Origin of the sequence: Pseudomonas sp. WS 5078, from assembly GCF_012985745.1 — a bacterium.
Taxonomy (GTDB): Bacteria; Pseudomonadota; Gammaproteobacteria; order Pseudomonadales; family Pseudomonadaceae; genus Aquipseudomonas; species Aquipseudomonas lundensis_A.
In genome coordinates, this window is sequence record NZ_JAAQWX010000003.1 from 242,174 (window position 1) to 258,800 (window position 16,627).

19 protein-coding genes are annotated in these 16,627 nt (G+C 56.6%); 1 reads left to right on the plus strand and 18 read right to left on the minus strand.

The window, feature by feature from the left end:
* Nucleotides 1-3: 3 nt before the first annotated feature.
* The 15 genes from ispG to trmJ form a co-directional block, all read right to left on the minus strand.
* Nucleotides 4-1,113, minus strand: coding sequence for a flavodoxin-dependent (E)-4-hydroxy-3-methylbut-2-enyl-diphosphate synthase (ispG, locus tag HBN68_RS06460; RefSeq protein ID WP_169963147.1), 1,110 nt, complete (start codon nt 1,111-1,113; stop codon nt 4-6).
* A 3-nt stretch (nt 1,114-1,116) separates the two neighbouring features.
* Entirely contained in the window at nt 1,117-2,115 is a 999-nt protein-coding gene (locus HBN68_RS06465; RefSeq protein ID WP_169963145.1) for a RodZ family helix-turn-helix domain-containing protein, read from the minus strand.
* The gene (gene pilW / locus HBN68_RS06470; protein ID WP_169963143.1) at nt 2,115-2,873 is read right to left on the minus strand and encodes a type IV pilus biogenesis/stability protein PilW; all 759 of its coding nucleotides are present in this window, start codon (nt 2,871-2,873) and stop codon (nt 2,115-2,117) included. Before pilW ends, HBN68_RS06465 begins: the two co-directional genes overlap by 1 nt.
* Before the next feature lie 12 nt (nt 2,874-2,885).
* A complete protein-coding gene (gene rlmN / locus HBN68_RS06475; protein ID WP_094993094.1) occupies nt 2,886-4,022 on the minus strand; it encodes a 23S rRNA (adenine(2503)-C(2))-methyltransferase RlmN in 1,137 nt (378 codons plus the stop codon).
* Nucleotides 4,023-4,050: 28 nt separating this feature from the next.
* Nucleotides 4,051-4,476 (minus strand): nucleoside-diphosphate kinase, encoded by a 426-nt coding sequence (gene ndk / locus HBN68_RS06480; protein ID WP_047273854.1) that lies wholly within the window; start codon nt 4,474-4,476, stop codon nt 4,051-4,053.
* 94 nt (nt 4,477-4,570) lie between these two features.
* On the minus strand, nt 4,571-4,771 hold the full coding sequence (gene iscX / locus HBN68_RS06485) for a Fe-S cluster assembly protein IscX (protein WP_003443363.1): 201 nt from the start codon (nt 4,769-4,771) through the stop codon (nt 4,571-4,573).
* Between the two features lie 107 nt (nt 4,772-4,878).
* Complete coding sequence (fdx, locus tag HBN68_RS06490) at nt 4,879-5,220, minus strand: ISC system 2Fe-2S type ferredoxin (RefSeq protein WP_094993093.1); 342 nt, start codon at nt 5,218-5,220, stop codon at nt 4,879-4,881.
* A 3-nt stretch (nt 5,221-5,223) separates the two neighbouring features.
* A complete protein-coding gene (gene hscA, locus HBN68_RS06495) occupies nt 5,224-7,086 on the minus strand; it encodes a Fe-S protein assembly chaperone HscA (RefSeq protein ID WP_169963141.1) in 1,863 nt (620 codons plus the stop codon).
* A 50-nt stretch (nt 7,087-7,136) separates the two neighbouring features.
* Nucleotides 7,137-7,658, minus strand: coding sequence for a co-chaperone HscB (gene hscB, locus HBN68_RS06500; RefSeq protein ID WP_169963139.1), 522 nt, complete (start codon nt 7,656-7,658; stop codon nt 7,137-7,139).
* 8 nt (nt 7,659-7,666) lie between these two features.
* Nucleotides 7,667-7,990 (minus strand): iron-sulfur cluster assembly protein IscA, encoded by a 324-nt coding sequence (iscA, locus tag HBN68_RS06505; RefSeq protein WP_169963137.1) that lies wholly within the window; start codon nt 7,988-7,990, stop codon nt 7,667-7,669.
* Between the two features lie 62 nt (nt 7,991-8,052).
* Nucleotides 8,053-8,439, minus strand: coding sequence for a Fe-S cluster assembly scaffold IscU (iscU, locus tag HBN68_RS06510; protein ID WP_007929523.1), 387 nt, complete (start codon nt 8,437-8,439; stop codon nt 8,053-8,055).
* Between the two features lie 94 nt (nt 8,440-8,533).
* On the minus strand, nt 8,534-9,748 hold the full coding sequence (locus HBN68_RS06515; protein ID WP_094993090.1) for an IscS subfamily cysteine desulfurase: 1,215 nt from the start codon (nt 9,746-9,748) through the stop codon (nt 8,534-8,536).
* A 49-nt stretch (nt 9,749-9,797) separates the two neighbouring features.
* Complete coding sequence (iscR, locus tag HBN68_RS06520) at nt 9,798-10,289, minus strand: Fe-S cluster assembly transcriptional regulator IscR (protein WP_094993089.1); 492 nt, start codon at nt 10,287-10,289, stop codon at nt 9,798-9,800.
* Between the two features lie 238 nt (nt 10,290-10,527).
* A complete protein-coding gene (cysE, locus tag HBN68_RS06525; RefSeq protein ID WP_094993088.1) occupies nt 10,528-11,304 on the minus strand; it encodes a serine O-acetyltransferase in 777 nt (258 codons plus the stop codon).
* 2 nt (nt 11,305-11,306) lie between these two features.
* Complete coding sequence (gene trmJ / locus HBN68_RS06530; protein WP_169963135.1) at nt 11,307-12,077, minus strand: tRNA (cytosine(32)/uridine(32)-2'-O)-methyltransferase TrmJ; 771 nt, start codon at nt 12,075-12,077, stop codon at nt 11,307-11,309.
* Nucleotides 12,078-12,220: 143 nt separating this feature from the next.
* Here trmJ and suhB point away from each other — a divergent pair, with 143 nt between their 5' ends.
* Nucleotides 12,221-13,036: an inositol-phosphate phosphatase gene (gene suhB / locus HBN68_RS06535; protein ID WP_094993086.1), complete on the plus strand. Its 816-nt coding sequence runs from the start codon at nt 12,221-12,223 to the stop codon at nt 13,034-13,036.
* A 118-nt stretch (nt 13,037-13,154) separates the two neighbouring features.
* Here suhB and HBN68_RS06540 read toward each other — a convergent pair whose 3' ends face one another.
* From HBN68_RS06540 to secD, 3 genes are all read right to left on the minus strand, one after another.
* A complete protein-coding gene (locus tag HBN68_RS06540; protein WP_094993085.1) occupies nt 13,155-13,682 on the minus strand; it encodes a glycine zipper 2TM domain-containing protein in 528 nt (175 codons plus the stop codon).
* Between the two features lie 121 nt (nt 13,683-13,803).
* Nucleotides 13,804-14,718 (minus strand): protein translocase subunit SecF, encoded by a 915-nt coding sequence (gene secF / locus HBN68_RS06545; RefSeq protein ID WP_094993084.1) that lies wholly within the window; start codon nt 14,716-14,718, stop codon nt 13,804-13,806.
* Between the two features lie 9 nt (nt 14,719-14,727).
* Complete coding sequence (secD, locus tag HBN68_RS06550; RefSeq protein WP_094993083.1) at nt 14,728-16,596, minus strand: protein translocase subunit SecD; 1,869 nt, start codon at nt 16,594-16,596, stop codon at nt 14,728-14,730.
* Nucleotides 16,597-16,627 lie beyond the last annotated feature (31 nt).

Genomic DNA, 16,627 nt, shown 5'->3' on the forward strand with positions numbered 1-16,627 from the left:
TGATTAGCCGCGCGCAATGACAGCTGCGTCGGCTTCGACCTTTTCGGCCGCTTTCTGGCGGATCAGTTTTTCGAGCTCATCCACCAGATTTTCATTCGTTAACTTCTGCGACGGCTTACCGTCGATATAAATCAGGTTTGGCGTACCGCCGGTCAGGCCCACGTGGGCTTCCTTGGCTTCGCCGGGGCCATTTACCACACAGCCGATCACAGCAACATCCAAGGGGACCAACAAATCTTCAAGGCGCCCTTCCAGCTCGTTCATGGTTTTTACCACGTCGAAGTTCTGGCGCGAACAGCTCGGGCACGCGATGAAGTTGATCCCGCGGGAACGCAAACGCAGGGATTTGAGAATGTCGTATCCGACTTTCACTTCTTCCACCGGGTCGGCCGCCAGCGAGATACGGATGGTATCGCCGATGCCTTCGGCGAGCAGCATACCTAGGCCCACTGCAGATTTCACTGTGCCGGAGCGCAATCCGCCCGCCTCGGTGATCCCTAAGTGCAAGGGCTGTACGATTTCTTTGGCCAGCAAGCGATAGGCTTCTACGGCCATGAACACATCGGACGCCTTCACGCTGACCTTGAAGTCCTGGAAATTCAGGCGCTCAAGGTGTTCCACGTGACGCAGTGCCGACTCGACCAGCGCGGCAGGTGTCGGTTCGCCGTATTTCTTTTGCAGATCCTTTTCGAGGGAGCCGGCATTCACGCCAATACGAATTGGGATACCCCGATCACGTGCTGCATCCACAACCGCACGGACACGGTCTTCGCGACCGATGTTTCCGGGGTTGATACGCAGGCAGTCCACGCCCAGCTCGGCGACACGCAACGCGATGCGGTAGTCAAAGTGAATATCGGCAACCAATGGCACCTTGACCAGTTGCTTGATGCGACCAAACGCTTCGGCAGCATCCATGTCTGGTACAGAAACGCGCACGATATCGACGCCTGCGGCTTCAAGGCGATTGATCTGCGCAACGGTAGCTGCAACATCATTGGTGTCACTGTTGGTCATGCTTTGAACCGCGATAGGGGCATCGCCACCTACCGGCACAGAGCCGACCCAGATTTTGCGCGATTCGCGACGTTTGATTGGTGATTCGCCGTGCATGACTTATTGACCTAGCTTCAGGCGAGCAGTCTCGCCACTGGTGAAAGGAGCCACATCCACTGCCTGACCGTTGTAGGTCACTTGCGCACCCCGGGCATAACCCAGACGCAGGCTTAGTGGAGGCTTGCCGCTCACTTCAAGATTTTCGCCCTTGCGCTTCAGGCCGCCAAATAGCACTTTGCCATTCGCATCGGTGACCTGAGTCCAGCAATCAGCGGTGTACTGCACGCCCACCTTGCCAGCACCCGCCACTGCGGGGGCTGTTTCAGTCACTGGCGCGGCGGGAGCGACCGCAGAGGCAGGCGCTACTGGAGCAACCGGCGTTGGCGCAGCTTGAGCCACTGGCGCAGGAATAGCCGGCGCCGGGGCAACAGCAACGGCCGCTTCAGGCGCTGCCGGGAGCGTTAAAGCTGTCGCCCCGGTCTGGTCGCCTGCAGGTTCGACGGGGACAGCCGCGTCACCTTCCGTTTTCGCTTCAGCGACGGCTTGATCTTCCGGCTCGTCCAGCGGATGGATCTGGGTTGTACCGTCCGCGCCTTCGACTTCAACGTGTTCAGGCGTGAGACCGATCAGGTCCTTTGTGCGCATGGATGTCTGGTCCTGCCACCAGAGAAAGCCGCCACCGATTACAGCCAGCAGCAGTATCAGGCTGACGATACGCAAGATGGTATGCGAAACACGTACGGGCTCTTCGATACGGCCAAGGCTGTGAACGCTGCTGCCGGTCGAATCCGTCCCTGTGTAGACGTCAAATTCATGCACCAGCGCAGCCTGGTCCATGCCCAGCAATTTGGCATAAGCCCGGATGTAGCCACGGGCAAACGTATGACCGGGCAATTTGTCGAATGCGCCCGCCTCAAGATTACTCAGGGAGCTGACCGTGAGATTGAGCTTCAAGGCGACTTCGGCCAATGTCCATCCATTGTTCTCACGGGCCTGACGCAAGGTCTCACCGGGATTGACTCGAGTCGCTGCTGGAACTTCGGGTTGCGCCGCTTTCATCATTGCTCCGACAGGTATTGCTGATATTCCGGCGTGCCGGGATAAAGTCGTTTTAGTTGCTGGCCGAACGTTGCAGGTGTGGCGCGATCATCGAAGACAGTCGCCAGCCGCGCGCCGAGCAATAGACTACGTGCATTTTGCCCACTAAGCAGGCTAAAACGATCGTAATACTCACGTGCTGGCACATATTGCCTGTCCTGATACGACAATTCGGCCATCTCCAGCAAGGCTCGCGGCTGGTTTGGATTCAGGCGTAGCGCTTTTACCAGGTACTTGCGAGCCACATCAGGTTGCCCAAGCTTGAGCGCCGTTATACCCAAATTTTCGTAAAGACGGGAGCGTTCGGGATAAAGATTATCGGTCGAGGCTTTCTGAAACTGCGCAAAGGCCTCTTGATAGCGTTGCTGCTCGAACAGGAAGCTACCGTAGTTATTGAGCGTGCGCGCATCGTGCGCGCGGGCACTCAGTGATTGACGGTAACTGTTCTCTGCAAGCTCGGGCTCCATTTCGGACTGATACAGCAAAGCCAGTGCGGCGTGGGTGTCCGGGTCATGCTTGTCGAGCTCGAGCGCTTTACCCAGGGGGATCTTTGCCTGCTCGGCCAAACCTTGCTGCAAATAGCCGAGCCCCAGTTGCACATACGCCTGACGCGCTGCATCGCGACCCTTGTCGGTGCTCAACGGGTTTGATCCACCCGATGAAACGCAGCCAGCCAACACGCTGACCAACACCACACAAAGCGCCACGCGCAGGGTCATAGCGTTCCTCTCTTAAGGTCGGGCAGCAGCGTTAAGCGCCAGATCGGCTTCAATCGAAGCAATATGACGTTCGCTGCGACGTGTCCGGTCATTGACCTGGCCGACGAGTTGCCCGCATGCCGCGTCAATGTCTTCACCGCGGGTAGTGCGTACTGTTACGTTGTAACCCGCGTTTTGCAGCAGTTCCTGGAAGCGGCGAATCGCATTGTTGCTTGGTCGCTCGTAGCCGGAATGCGGGAACGGGTTGAACGGGATCAAGTTGATCTTGCACGGCGTGTCTTTGAGCAGCTCGATCATTTCACGCGCGTGATCAACGTGGTCGTTCACGTCTTTGAGCAAGGTGTACTCAACGGTCAGAACGCGCTTTTCACCCAGGGTCGCCATGTAGCGACGGCAAGACTCAAGCAGCATTTTAAGCGGGTACTTTTTGTTGATTGGCACCAATTGACTGCGTAGCTCGTCATTGGGTGCGTGCAGCGACAACGCCAGCGACACGTCGATGTGCTTGGCCAGCTCATCGATCATCGGTACTACGCCAGAAGTGGACAGGGTTACCCGGCGCTTGGAGATGCCATAGCCCAGGTCGTCCATCATCAAATGCATGGCAGAAATGACGTTGTCGAAGTTCAGCAGCGGTTCGCCCATGCCCATCATCACCACGTTGGTGATGGCGCGGTCGATGGTTGCCGGTACGCTGCCAAAGGATTTGTTGGCAATCCACACTTGGCCAATTACTTCGGCGGCAGTGAGGTTGCTATTGAAACCTTGCTTGCCGGTGGAGCAGAAGCTGCAGTCCAGGGCACAGCCAGCCTGGGACGAAACGCACAAAGTGCCACGTTTGCCCTGGGGAATGTAAACGGTCTCGACGCAGCTGCCGGACGCCACACGCACGACCCATTTACGGGTACCGTCGGTGGAGATGTCCTCGCTGACGACTTCAGGACCGCGAACTTCAGCAATGGCCTTGAGCTTGTCGCGCAAGGCCTTGCTGACGTTCGTCATGGCGTCGAAATCATCGACGCCAAAGTGGTGAATCCACTTCATGACCTGACCGGCACGGAAACGCTTCTCCCCGATTGAGTCGAAGAATTTCTCCATTTCCGGCTGAGTCAGACCCAACAGGTTAGTTTTGCCAGTCGTTGCAATCATGTCTTCACCCTCACTCACAAGCCGATGCTTATCGAGTGGTTACTTCAGTAGCTGCGAAAAAGTAAGCGATTTCGCGAGCAGCGGCTGCTTCGGAGTCGGAACCGTGAACAGCGTTAGCGTCGATGGATTCAGCGAAGTCAGCACGGATAGTGCCAGCAGCTGCTTCTTTAGGGTTGGTAGCGCCCATCAGCTCACGGTTACGAGCGATAGCGTTTTCGCCTTCCAGAACCTGAACAACAACAGGGCCGGAAGTCATGAAAGCAACCAGATCACCGAAGAAACCACGTTCGCTGTGCTCAGCGTAGAAACCTTCAGCTTCGGCTTTGGACAATTGCTTCATTTTCGAAGCAACAACGCGCAGGCCAGCGTCTTCGAAACGAGTAACGATCTTACCGATAACGTTTTTAGCAACGGCGTCAGGCTTGATGATGGAAAAAGTACGTTGAACAGCCATGGTGTAACTCCAGAAACAGTGATTGAAGCGAAAAATTAAACCCGCGAATTATACGCGGGTTCCGGGGTATTGCATAATTGCGTGCGTTGCAGGCTTAGTCAGCCTCTTCGATCCACAACCCCTGAATGGCTTCGAGGACCTTTTCCCCTCCGCGATCAGGAATGTCATCGAACTCTGGCAGTGCCATAACCAGATTGCGCAGCTTGACGAAGTTGACCGTGAGCGGGTCTACATCTGGGTGAGCTTCAGCCAGCTGAATCGCGATTTCCTGCACATCAACCCATTTAAGGCTCATGAGACTTCCTTTATAAGCAAATACTGATGCTGCCCCAAACCGTGGGGCGACTGTATATCAGGCTTGCCTGACACAGCCGGCATGCCAAGGCAGGGCGTGCATCATTATCAATGCGGCGCTTCGGCAGCATGGTTGAGCGAGTATTTCGGTATCTCGACAGTCAGGTCTTCAGTCCCGACCTTGGCCTGACAGCTCAGCCGCGATTGCGCCTCAAGACCCCAGGCACGATCAAGGTAGTCTTCTTCCAGCTCGTCAGCCTCTTCCAGCGAATCAAAACCCTCGCGAATGATGCAGTGGCACGTCGTACAAGCGCAGACACCGCCACAGGCGCTTTCGATTTCAATATGGTTTTCGTGCGCCACTTCGAGAATCGACTTACCGGTCTCGGCTTCGACAACCATACCGTCCGGGCAATGCTCGGCGTGTGGCAGAAAAATGATCTGCGGCATCAGTTATTCCTCGATTTCGTTCAGGTTGCGGCCTGCCAGAGCGGCCTTGACAGTCAAGTCCATACGGCGGGCAGCAAAGGCATCGGTCACTTGCGACAGACGTTTAGTCTGCTGCTCGATGGCGTAACCATCGGTGCCTTTCAACAATTCGGACAAGGCCTGCATTTGCAGTTCGATGACCATGCGCTCCTCGGCATCCAGCAGACGATCGCCATCTACCTCAAGAGCGGCCTGCACGGCTTCAATCAGACGCTGTGCATCGACTTGCTGCTCGCGCAACACACGCGCAACCTTGTCGTCACCGGCGTACTGGAACGAATCCTTGAGCATTTTGGCAATTTCGCCGTCGGTCAGGCCGTAGGACGGTTTTACCTGAATACTGGCTTCAACGCCCGATCCCATTTCGCGGGCCGACACGCTGAGCAAACCATCCGCATCCACTTGAAAGGTCACGCGAATTTTTGCAGCTCCAGCCACCATGGGCGGGATCCCACGCAACTCGAAACGGGCCAGTGAACGGCAGTCGCTGATCAGCTCGCGCTCACCCTGCAACACATGGATCATCATGGCCGTTTGGCCATCTTTGTAAGTGGTAAAGTCTTGTGCACGCGCCACCGGGATCGTGGTATTGCGCGGGATGACTTTCTCCATCAGGCCGCCCATGGTCTCAAGCCCCAGGGACAACGGGATAACGTCCAGCAACAGCAACTCGCCACCATCGCGTTTGTTACCCGCCAGGGTATCGGCCTGAATCGCTGCACCAATGGCAACCACTTGATCCGGGTCGATATCCGTCAACGGCTGACGACCAAACATTTCAGCAACCGCTTCACGCACCCGCGGGACACGGGTCGATCCACCTACCATAACCACGGCTTGTACGTCTTCTACTTCAATATTGGCGTCGCGCACGGCACGACGACAGGCTTTGAGGCTGCGGGCGACCATGGGTTCTATCAGCGCATCGAAGGCTTCACGGCTCAATTGGGCTGACCATTGACCAAACGTAACAGTCACGCTTGGTGCGTCAGTCAGCGCTTCTTTGGCCGCGCAGGCGGCTTGCAGCAATTGACGCTGGGTGCCGGGATCCAGATTGGCCGACAAACCTGCCTGGGCAACCATCCAGTTGGCGATTGCATGGTCAAAATCGTCGCCGCCCAGCGCGCTGTCGCCGCCGGTGGCCAACACTTCGAACACACCACCGGTCAGACGCAGGATAGAAATGTCAAACGTGCCGCCACCCAAGTCATAGATAGCAACAACGCCTTCCGCCGACTGGTCAAGGCCGTAAGCCACCGCCGCAGCCGTCGGCTCATTGAGCAAACGCAAGACATTCAGACCGGCCAGTTTGGCCGCATCTTTAGTGGCCTGACGCTGAGCATCGTCAAAGTAAGCGGGAACCGTAATCACGGCACCGACCAATTCTCCACCCAGGGTTTTCTCGGCACGCTCGCGCAGCACCTTGAGTATGTCCGCCGACACCTCGACCGGGCTTTTAGGTCCTTGCACCGTCTCGATGAACGGCATGTGCGACTCACCACCGACAAAGCGATAAGGCAATTGCTCACCCAGCTGCTTGACGTCGGACAAGCCTCGCCCCATCAGGCGCTTGACCGACAGCACTGTATTGAACGGGTCGGCGCAAGCCGCCAGGCGGGCGGATTCACCCACCTCAATACGATCAGGGTGATAGCGCACAGCAGAAGGCAAAATGACGTTGCCGTTCGCGTCAGCCAAAGGCTCGGAAAGGCCACTGCGCAATGCAGCGACCAACGAATTGGTAGTGCCCAAGTCAATCCCCACAGCCAGACGGCGCTGGTGCGGTTGAGGACTTTGGCCGGGTTCGGCGATCTGCAGTAGGGCCATCGTTATCAGGACTTATCTGTAATCAGGCGTGCAATGGGAAAAGCACGGAGTTAATCGTCGAGGCGCTCTTCTAACTGGCGCACTTCGTAAGTGAGCTTGTCGAGGAACTGCATGCGCCGCATCAGGCGTTCTGCCTGTTCACGTTGCGCCACGTCATCCCAACAAGCAGCGAAGCTGTCGTTCAATGATTGCTGATCGAGTTTCAGTCGACGCTTGAAAGCTGCAATACCCGCCATGTCGGCGCTGTCGCGCAGATCTTCAAGTTCTTCGCGCAACTGCATCTGCTGCATCAAAAACTCGGGATCATGCACCGTTGCTTCCAGAGGCACCTCATTACCCTTGAGTTCGAGTAAATAACGCGCACGTCTGGATGGCGTTTTGAGTGTCTGGTAGGCCTCGTTAAGGCTAGCGGACTGCTCCAGCGCCAGACGCTGCTGTCGCTCGGAAGCATCGGCAAAACGATCCGGGTGAACTCCGCGCGCCAACTCACGGTAGCGCGCAGCCAACTGATCGAGATCCAGATTGAAGCTCGGTTGCAGTTCAAACAAAGCAAAATGACAAGGAGTACCCACGACTGGCCTCAAATGTTGAAGCTCTCGCCGCAGCCACATTCGCCACGTACGTTAGGATTATTGAACTTGAAGCCTTCGTTCAGGCCTTCCTTGACGAAATCCAGCTCGGTGCCGTCCAGGTAGGTCAGGCTCTTTGGATCAATGATCACTTTTTCGCCATAGGTTTCGAAAACCTGATCGTCTTCGCCCACTTCATCGACAAACTCCAGCACATAGGCGAGGCCGGAGCAGCCTGTGGTGCGAACACCCAGACGAATCCCCTCACCTTTGCCGCGCCCGTCAAGGGAGCGGCGAATATGTCGGGCAGCCGCTTCTGTCATGCTGATAGCCATCGTGACTCCTTACCTCGTGCCAGTTTCTTCACCACATAGGCGCCATATAAGGGCGCAATGGATCAGATCAAACCTTTCTTCTGCTTATAGTCACGGACTGCAGCCTTGATAGCGTCTTCAGCCAGTACCGAGCAGTGAATCTTCACAGGCGGCAGCGCCAGCTCTTCAGCCAACTGAGTGTTTTTGATGGTCTCTGCTTCATCCAGAGTTTTGCCTTTCATCCACTCGGTTGCCAAGGAACTTGAAGCAATGGCCGAGCCGCAGCCGTAGGTTTTGAACTTGGCGTCTTCGATGATGCCCTGTTCGTTCACCTTGATCTGCAAGCGCATTACATCGCCGCAAGCCGGGGCGCCGACCATGCCGGTACCGACATCCGGGTCTTCCGCGTTCATCTTGCCGACGTTACGCGGGTTCTCGTAGTGGTCAATGACCTTTTCGCTGTAAGCCATGGTACTAATCCTCACTCATCAGAGAGTCGCTCTGGAACCGCTGGAACGCTGCTATTGCGGCATTTACAGCGGTTATTGGCGGCGACTTGAAATATCAGTGCGCCGCCCACTCGATTTTCGAGATGTCGACACCGTCTTTGTACATGTCCCACAGTGGCGACAGAGCGCGCAACTTGGTCACCGCCTCGCACACTTTCTGCGCGGCGTAATCGATTTCTTCTTCAGTGGTGAAACGCCCGAACGTGAAGCGAATCGAACTGTGGGCCAATTCATCGTTACGTCCCAGAGCGCGCAATACATAAGACGGCTCAAGGGAAGCCGAGGTACAGGCGGAACCGGAAGAGACAGCCAGATCCTTGAGCGCCATGATCAGCGACTCGCCTTCAACATAGTTGAAGCTCAGGTTCAGGTTGTGCGGCACGCGAGCAGTCATGCTGCCGTTCACGTACAGCTCTTCGAGGTGTTCAACCTGCTTGAAGAAACGATCGCTCAACGCCTTGATGCGCACGTTTTCAGCTGCCATTTCTTCTTTGGCGATCTGGAATGCCTCACCCATGCCCACGATCTGGTGGGTAGCCAGCGTGCCTGAACGCATACCGCGCTCGTGACCACCGCCGTGCATGGTCGCTTCAATTCGTACGCGAGGTTTGCGGCTGACATACAACGCGCCGATACCTTTAGGGCCATAGGTCTTGTGCGCCGAGAAGGACATCAGGTCGACTTTGAGCTTGGCCAGGTCGATGTCTACCTTGCCGGTGGACTGAGCGGCGTCAACGTGGAACAACACGCCGCGCGAGCGAGTCAGCTCACCAATGGCAGCGATGTCGTTGATGGTGCCGATTTCGTTGTTCACGTGCATGACCGAGACCAGGATGGTGTCTTCACGCATGGCGGCTTCAACCATCGCTGGCGTTACCAGACCGTCTTCACCCGGCTCAATGTAGGTCACTTCAAAGCCTTCACGCTCCAGCTGACGCATGGTGTCGAGCACGGCTTTGTGTTCAATCTTGTCGGTGATCAGGTGCTTGCCCTTGGACGCATAGAAGTGCGCAGCGCCCTTGATAGCAAGGTTGTTGGCTTCGGTCGCGCCGGAGGTCCAGACAATTTCACGCGGATCGGCGTTTACCAGATCGGCTACCTGGCGGCGGGCGTTTTCAACTGCTTCTTCCGCCTTCCAGCCGAATACGTGGGAGCGCGAAGCCGGGTTACCGAAGTTCCCGTCAACCAGCAGGCAGTCACTCATCTTTTGAGCAACACGCGGATCAACCGGGGTGGTGGCTGAGTAATCAAGGTAAATCGGCAATTTCATGGACTATCTCCTAAATCAGGCTGGCTGGCGCACCGTCGTTTTTATGCAATCACTCGACGGCGGACGCTTCGATCTTATCCAGGTACTGCGCCTTGCCATTACAGCGGCGCTGATCCTGACGCTGGGCTACTTCTTGTACCTCACGGCGAGTGACAAGATCAGCCAAGCTGATACCGCTGAGAAACTCGTGGATTTGCAGGCTCAGGTCGCACCAGAGGTGGTGGGTCAGGCATGTATCGCCAGCATGGCAATCACCCAGGCCCTGGCAACGTGTCGCATCGACAGATTCGTTGACTGCATCGATTACCTGGGCAACCTGAATACCTTGCATGTCGCGCGATAGCTGATAGCCGCCGCCTGGACCACGCACACTGGAAACCAGGCTGCTGCGGCGCAATTTAGCGAACAGTTGCTCAAGGTAGGAAAGGGAAATGCCCTGGCGTTCGGAAATATCGGCCAGGGACACCGGCCCGTGCTGTGCGTGCAACGCCAAATCGAGCATTGCAGTTACGGCGTAACGGCCTTTTGTAGTCAGTCTCATGGACAGGTACCACGGAATTCGGAATGGGGGCGAGTATGCTATTCCCGAGTATTTAAGTCAACTATTAGACCTAGTACTTTAGTCGGGATTACCCGCAAAACAGCGCGCGCATTGTAGCAGGGTCTGCGTCGTAATGGCACATGAGCAACACAGCGTTTGCTCATGCACCTACACGTCAAGGATTGAGAAAAGCGGCTTGCACAGCTCCCGCTCGCCGGTACAAAAAGCGCCTACTACGCTAGTCCGGTTTAATCTCTTCCTTACCCTGAACACAAGCGAAGTCTTCCTCGCGCAACGCCGGCAAATCCTTGGCGCAGTACGGACTCCCGAGATCCTTCAGTGCCCCGCACATACCGTCCAGCTTGCCATCGACTGCCTGCAAGTGATCCAGCAATTGAGCAATAGCGCGCGCCACAGGATCAGGCATGTCTTCGCTGACACCATAAGCATCGAACCCAATTTTTTCAGCCATTGCCTTGCGCCTGGCCTCCACATCGCCATCAGCCTTAATGATGATTCGCCCCGGAATACCCACCACCGTTGCGCCAGCCGGCACCGGCTTGGTGACCACAGCATTCGAGCCCACCTTGGCACCCGCACCCACCGTAAACGGGCCCAGCACTTTGGCACCCGCACCCACGACCACACCATTCTCCAGGGTCGGATGGCGCTTGCCTTTATTCCAACTCGTGCCGCCCAGGGTGACCCCCTGATAAAGCGTGACATCGTCACCGATCTCAGCAGTTTCGCCGATGACAATTCCCATACCGTGATCAATGAAGAAACGACGCCCTACCTTGGCCCCCGGGTGTATTTCAATCCCCGTCATCCAGCGCCCGAAGTTAGAGACCAGACGCGCCATCCACTTCCAACCGGCATTCCACAGCCACCCGGACAACCGATGCAGCCAAATGGCATGCATGCCCGGGTAACAGGTCAAGACCTCAAAAGCATTGCGCGCAGCAGGATCACGATGAAACACACTCTGGATATCTTCACGCAGACGCTCAAACATCATTAATCCTTGCGCTTTAGCAACTCGCCGCGGGCGGCTTTTTGGGTTTCGGTCAGAATGCCACGCAAAATATTCATCTCGGCACGACTTACCGCGCTGCGGCCATACAAGCGGCGCAGGCGCGCCATCAGATGACGCGGCTTCTCAGGATCGAGAAACTCGATCGCCACGAGGGTCTGCTCAAGGTGCTCGTAAAAACGCTCAAGCTCGTCCATGGTGGCCAACTCGCCACTTTTAGTGGAGGCCACTTCATCTTTCTCAACCTTGCTTGGCTGCCCCTGAGCGGCGAGCCAGGACATGCGAATCTCATAACTCAGCACCTGCACAGCCGCCCCCAGGTTCAGGGAGCTGAACTCAGGATCCGACGGAATGTGCACATGGTAATGGCAGCGTTGCAGTTCCTCATTGGTCAGACCGGAATCCTCGCGCCCGAAAACCAACGCAATTTCCGCCCCCTGAGTCGCCTCCTCCACAACCTTTTGCCCGCATTCGCGCGGATCAAGCAGCGGCCATGGAATCCGACGGTCGCGTGCACTGGTGCCCAGCACCAGATTGCATCCAACCAATGCATCTTCAAGGGTCGCTACCACTTGAGCATTTTCGAGGATGTCACCCGCCCCCGAAGCACGCGCATCGGCTTCGTGATGAGGAAACAGTCTTGGCTCAACCAGAACCAGTCGCGACAAGCCCATGTTTTTCATGGCACGCGCAGCACCGCCGATATTGCCGGGATGACTGGTATTGACCAGAACGACACGAATATTTGACAGCAATGGAAGCGCTCACAGACCGTTAAGAGGGTGCAAATCTTACCTAAGCCCATCACCTTACGCCACGAAAGCTAATGCAAACCTTCATATGCCAAACTTTTCTGCTAGAATGTTCGGCTTTCTTTAACGACCTAGGTGAAACGTCCATGCAGCCCATGCTGAATATCGCGCTGCGCGCCGCCCGCAGCGCCAGTGAATTGATTTTCCGCTCCATCGAGCGCCTGGATACCATCAAGGTTGACGAAAAAGACGCCAAGGATTACGTCTCTGAAGTCGATCGTGCTGCCGAACAGAAAATCATCGACGCCTTGCGCAAGGCTTATCCGACACACGGCATTCTCGGTGAAGAAACCGGTATGCACGCAGGCAGCGGCGAAGGCGCCGACTACTTGTGGATCATCGACCCGCTCGATGGCACCACCAACTTCCTGCGCGGCGTTCCGCACTTCGCCGTCAGCATCGCCTGCAAATACCGCGGCCGCCTCGAACACGCCGTAGTACTTGACCCGGTACGCCAGGAAGAATTCACCGCCAGCCGTGGTCGTGGCGCACAATTGAATGGTCGCCGCCTGCGTGTCAGCGGCCGCACCAGCCTGGAAGGCGCCCTGCTGGGCACCGGCTTCCCGTTCCGTGACAACCAGATGGACAACCTGGACAACTACCTGGGCATGTTCCGCAGCCTGGTTGGCCAGACCGCAGGCATTCGTCGCGCTGGCGCTGCAAGCCTCGACCTGGCTTACGTCGCCGCCGGTCGTTTCGACGCATTCTGGGAGTCGGGCCTGTCTGAGTGGGACATGGCTGCAGGCGCCCTGCTGATCCAAGAAGCGGGCGGCTTGGTCAGCGATTTCACTGGCAGCCACGATTTCCTTGAAAAAGGCCACATCGTTGCCGGTAACACCAAATGCTTCAAAGCTGTACTGACCGCTATCCAGCCGCACTTGCCAGCCTCGCTGAAGCGTTAAGCGAACCGCGCAAATAAAAAAGCACCCTGTCGGGTGCTTTTTTTTGGCCATTGTTTCCAACAGCCCTATTCTGTGAAGCAACGAAGCTGCGATCAACTCCACAGCCTTGCCAGCGACCTTAATTCAGTATCAGCTTGCCCTGCTTGTCGACGGCAATTTCACTGCCAGGCTCGCGATCCATCCGCACCTTGCCTTCCTTGCCATCCAGCACGTAACGCACGTCGTAGCCGACAACCTTATCGCTGATGTCATTGACAGTGTTACAGCGGGTCTGAGTCGTGGTGTAGGTATCACGGTTCTGCATGCCTTCCTGAACCTTGTTGCCAGCATAGCCACCACCTACAGCACCAGCAACGGTCGCAATCTTCTTGCCGTTACCACCGCCCACCTGATTACCCAACAAACCACCCGCTACAGCGCCAATAACACTACCAACGATTTGATGCTCGTCCTTAACCGCTGCGCGGCGGGTGACAGTCACATCCTTACACACCTCACGAGGGGTTTTAATCTGTTGCTTGACCGGCTGAACAGCCAGCACCTGCGCAGACTCAGGGGCTTTAACCAAGCTGTAAGTAGCAACAGCACCACCGGCAGTCACACCGACAGCACCCAAAACAGCACCTACCAGCAAAGATTTATTCACGTGAACCTCCAGGCCTTTCTACGCAGGAACAATCCCGCGCTAATCCCAGCCTTGGAGCATAAAAAAAGGCGCGAGTTCAATACTCGCGCCTTTTTAGTGACCATTGGCCATCAACTAACTGTCATGGACGGTCGTCGATTTCCTTCTCACTCGCCACTGGCGGAATCAGGTCCTCAGCATTGAGGTTCAGCCAGATCAGCACCACGTTGGCGATGTAGATCGACGAGTAAGTACCCGCCAGAACCCCAACGAACAGGGCAATCGAGAAGCCCCACAGATTGTCACCACCGAAGATCAGCAATGCCGCAATCGCCAGCAACGTGGAGATCGAGGTCGCCATGGTCCGCAGCAGGGTCTGCGTGGTCGAGATGTTGATGTTCTCGATCAGACTCGCCTTGCGCAGCACACGGAAGTTCTCCCGCACACGGTCAAACACGACGATGGTGTCATTGAGCGAGTAACCAATGATCGCGAGCACTGCCGCCAACACGGTCAGGTCAAACGTGATTTGAAACCACGACAACACACCCATGGTCACGATCACGTCGTGCACCAGCGAAACAATGGCACCGACCGCGAACTTCCACTGAAAGCGGAACGCGAGGTAAAGCATGATGCCACCCAAGGCCATGAGCATGCCCAGACCACCCTGGTCGCGCAGCTCTTCACCCACTTGCGGCCCCACGAACTCGACACGCTTGATCACGGCCGGGTTATCGGTATCCGCTTGCCCCAATGCCGCAGCCACCTTGTTGCCCAGCAACGGATCATCACCCGGCATGCGCACCAGCAAGTCAGTGGTCGCGCCGAAGCTCTGCACTACCGCATCGTGAAAACCCGCGGTCACCAGCTCGTTGCGCACTTTCGTCAGATCAGCCGGCTTCTCGTAGGTCAGCTCGATGAGCGTACCGCCAGTGAAGTCCAGGCCGTAGTTCATGCCTTTGTGGAACATGCTGAACAAGGCCAGCACGGTAAGCAGCACAGTGACGCCGAACGCAATGTTGCGAACGCCCATGAAGTTGATTGTACGTAACATGGCAGCCCCTTAAATCCACAACTTCTTGAAGTCCCGACCGCCGTATACCAGGTTGACCAACGCGCGGGTCACCATGATGGCCGTGAACATCGAGGTAAAGATCCCGAGGGACATGGTCACCGCAAAGCCTTTGACCGGCCCGGTACCCATGGCAAACAGAATCCCGCCGACCAACAGGGTTGTCAGGTTGGAGTCGACAATCGCCGTGAACGCACGATTGAAGCCTTCATTGATCGCCCGCTGCGGCGTCATGCCATTGGCAATTTCCTCGCGAATGCGCGAGAAGATCAGCACGTTGGCGTCGACCGCCATACCCATCGTCAACACGATACCGGCGATACCCGGCAGGGTCAGTGTTGCGCCCAGCAACGACATCAAGGCCAGCAGCAAGACCATGTTGCCCGCCAGCGCCACCGTCGCAATCACACCGAAGAAACGATAGATCGCGATGATGAAGATGGACACGAACAGCATGCCCCACAGCGACGCATCAATACCCTTGGTGATGTTGTCGGCACCCAGGCTCGGGCCAATGGTGCGCTCTTCAGCGAAGTACATCGGCGCAGCCAGACCACCGGCACGCAACAGCAGCGCCAATTCAGAAGCCTCACCCTGACCGTTCAAACCGGTAATCCGGAACTGACTGCCCAGCGGTGACTGAATAGTGGCCAGACTGATGATCTTTTTCTCTTCCTTGAAGGCCTGAACCGGCACTTCTTTCTCGACACCATCAACCACTTGCTTGGTGTAAGTCGTCACCGGCTTCTGCTCGATGAAGATCACCGCCATGCTGCGACCGACGTTACTGCGAGTGGAACGACTCATCAACTCGCCACCGTGACCATCAAGCTTGATGTTCACCTGTGGACGGCCATGCTCATCAAAACCTGCCTGCGCATCCGTTACCTGATCACCGGTAATGATCAGACCACGCTCAATTTGCGCGGAAGGACGATTGCCCTCACGGAATTCGAACGTCTCGGAAGTGGCTTTGGAAGCGCCCGGCTCTGCCGCCAGACGGAACTCAAGGTTGGCCGTCTTGCCCAGAATACGCTTGGCTTCGGCGGTGTCTTGCACGCCCGGCAGCTCGACCACGATGCGGTTGGCACCCTGACGCTGAACCAAAGGCTCGGCAACACCCAACTCGTTGACCCGGTTACGGACAGTTGTCAGGTTTTGCTTGATGGAATATTCACGGATTTCCGCCAGCTTGGCCGGGGTCATCGCCAGACGCAGCACCGGCTGACCATTGAGGTCGGCAGCGGTAATGTCGAAGTCGTTGAAGTTTTTGCGAATCAGGCTACGTGCTTGCTCACGGGTCGCCTCGTCGGCAAAGCCCAACTGAATGGCGCCATTGAGTTGCGGCAGACTGCGATAGCGCAGTTTGTCTTTGCGCAACAGGCTTTTGACGTCGCTTTCGTACACTTTCATGCGCGCGTCAACGGCCTTGTCCATGTCCACTTCCAACAGGAAATGCACACCACCCGACAAGTCCAGACCCAGTTTCATCGGGTGAGCACCCAGGTTACGCAGCCATTGCGGCGTGGTCTGAGCCAGGTTCAGTGCAACGACATAGTCGTCACCCAGTGCCTTGCGCACCACATCCTTGGCCGGCAACTGATCATCTTTGCTCGCCAGACGCAACAAGCCGCCCTTGCCATTTTGGGCCAGTGTCGCGCCTTTCACCGCAATACCAGCATCCTTGAGCGCCTTGCTCGCACGCTCCAGGTCAGCTTCGGTGACTTGCAGCGCCGTGCTCGCGCCCGACACCTGAATTGCAGGGTCATCCGGGTAGAGATTGGGAGCGGAATAAATAAAACCGATCGCCAGCACCGCCAGGATCAGTACGTATTTCCACAGAGGGTATTTGTTCAGCATCAATCACGCCGCCCGCTTAGAACGCGGGGCG

Bases quoted from the DNA above. Each gene is read 5' to 3' on its own strand.
- iscR (WP_094993089.1), bottom strand. From the start codon at position 10,289: ATGAGACTGACTACAAAAGGCCGTTACGCCGTAACTGCAATGCTCGAT.
- HBN68_RS06465 (WP_169963145.1), bottom strand. From the start codon at position 2,115: ATGAAAGCGGCGCAACCCGAAGTTCCAGCAGCGACTCGAGTCAATCCC.
- HBN68_RS06515 (WP_094993090.1), bottom strand. From the start codon at position 9,748: ATGAAATTGCCGATTTACCTTGATTACTCAGCCACCACCCCGGTTGAT.
- ispG (WP_169963147.1), bottom strand. From the start codon at position 1,113: ATGCACGGCGAATCACCAATCAAACGTCGCGAATCGCGCAAAATCTGG.
- iscU (WP_007929523.1), bottom strand. From the start codon at position 8,439: ATGGCTTACAGCGAAAAGGTCATTGACCACTACGAGAACCCGCGTAAC.
- secD (WP_094993083.1), bottom strand. From the start codon at position 16,596: ATGCTGAACAAATACCCTCTGTGGAAATACGTACTGATCCTGGCGGTG.
- suhB (WP_094993086.1), top strand. From the start codon at position 12,221: ATGCAGCCCATGCTGAATATCGCGCTGCGCGCCGCCCGCAGCGCCAGT.
- iscX (WP_003443363.1), bottom strand. From the start codon at position 4,771: ATGAGCCTTAAATGGGTTGATGTGCAGGAAATCGCGATTCAGCTGGCT.
- iscA (WP_169963137.1), bottom strand. From the start codon at position 7,990: ATGGCTATCAGCATGACAGAAGCGGCTGCCCGACATATTCGCCGCTCC.
- cysE (WP_094993088.1), bottom strand. From the start codon at position 11,304: ATGTTTGAGCGTCTGCGTGAAGATATCCAGAGTGTGTTTCATCGTGAT.
- rlmN (WP_094993094.1), bottom strand. From the start codon at position 4,022: ATGATTGCAACGACTGGCAAAACTAACCTGTTGGGTCTGACTCAGCCG.
- pilW (WP_169963143.1), bottom strand. From the start codon at position 2,873: ATGACCCTGCGCGTGGCGCTTTGTGTGGTGTTGGTCAGCGTGTTGGCT.
- fdx (WP_094993093.1), bottom strand. From the start codon at position 5,220: ATGCCGCAGATCATTTTTCTGCCACACGCCGAGCATTGCCCGGACGGT.
- hscA (WP_169963141.1), bottom strand. From the start codon at position 7,086: ATGGCCCTACTGCAGATCGCCGAACCCGGCCAAAGTCCTCAACCGCAC.
- ndk (WP_047273854.1), bottom strand. From the start codon at position 4,476: ATGGCTGTTCAACGTACTTTTTCCATCATCAAGCCTGACGCCGTTGCT.
- secF (WP_094993084.1), bottom strand. From the start codon at position 14,718: ATGTTACGTACAATCAACTTCATGGGCGTTCGCAACATTGCGTTCGGC.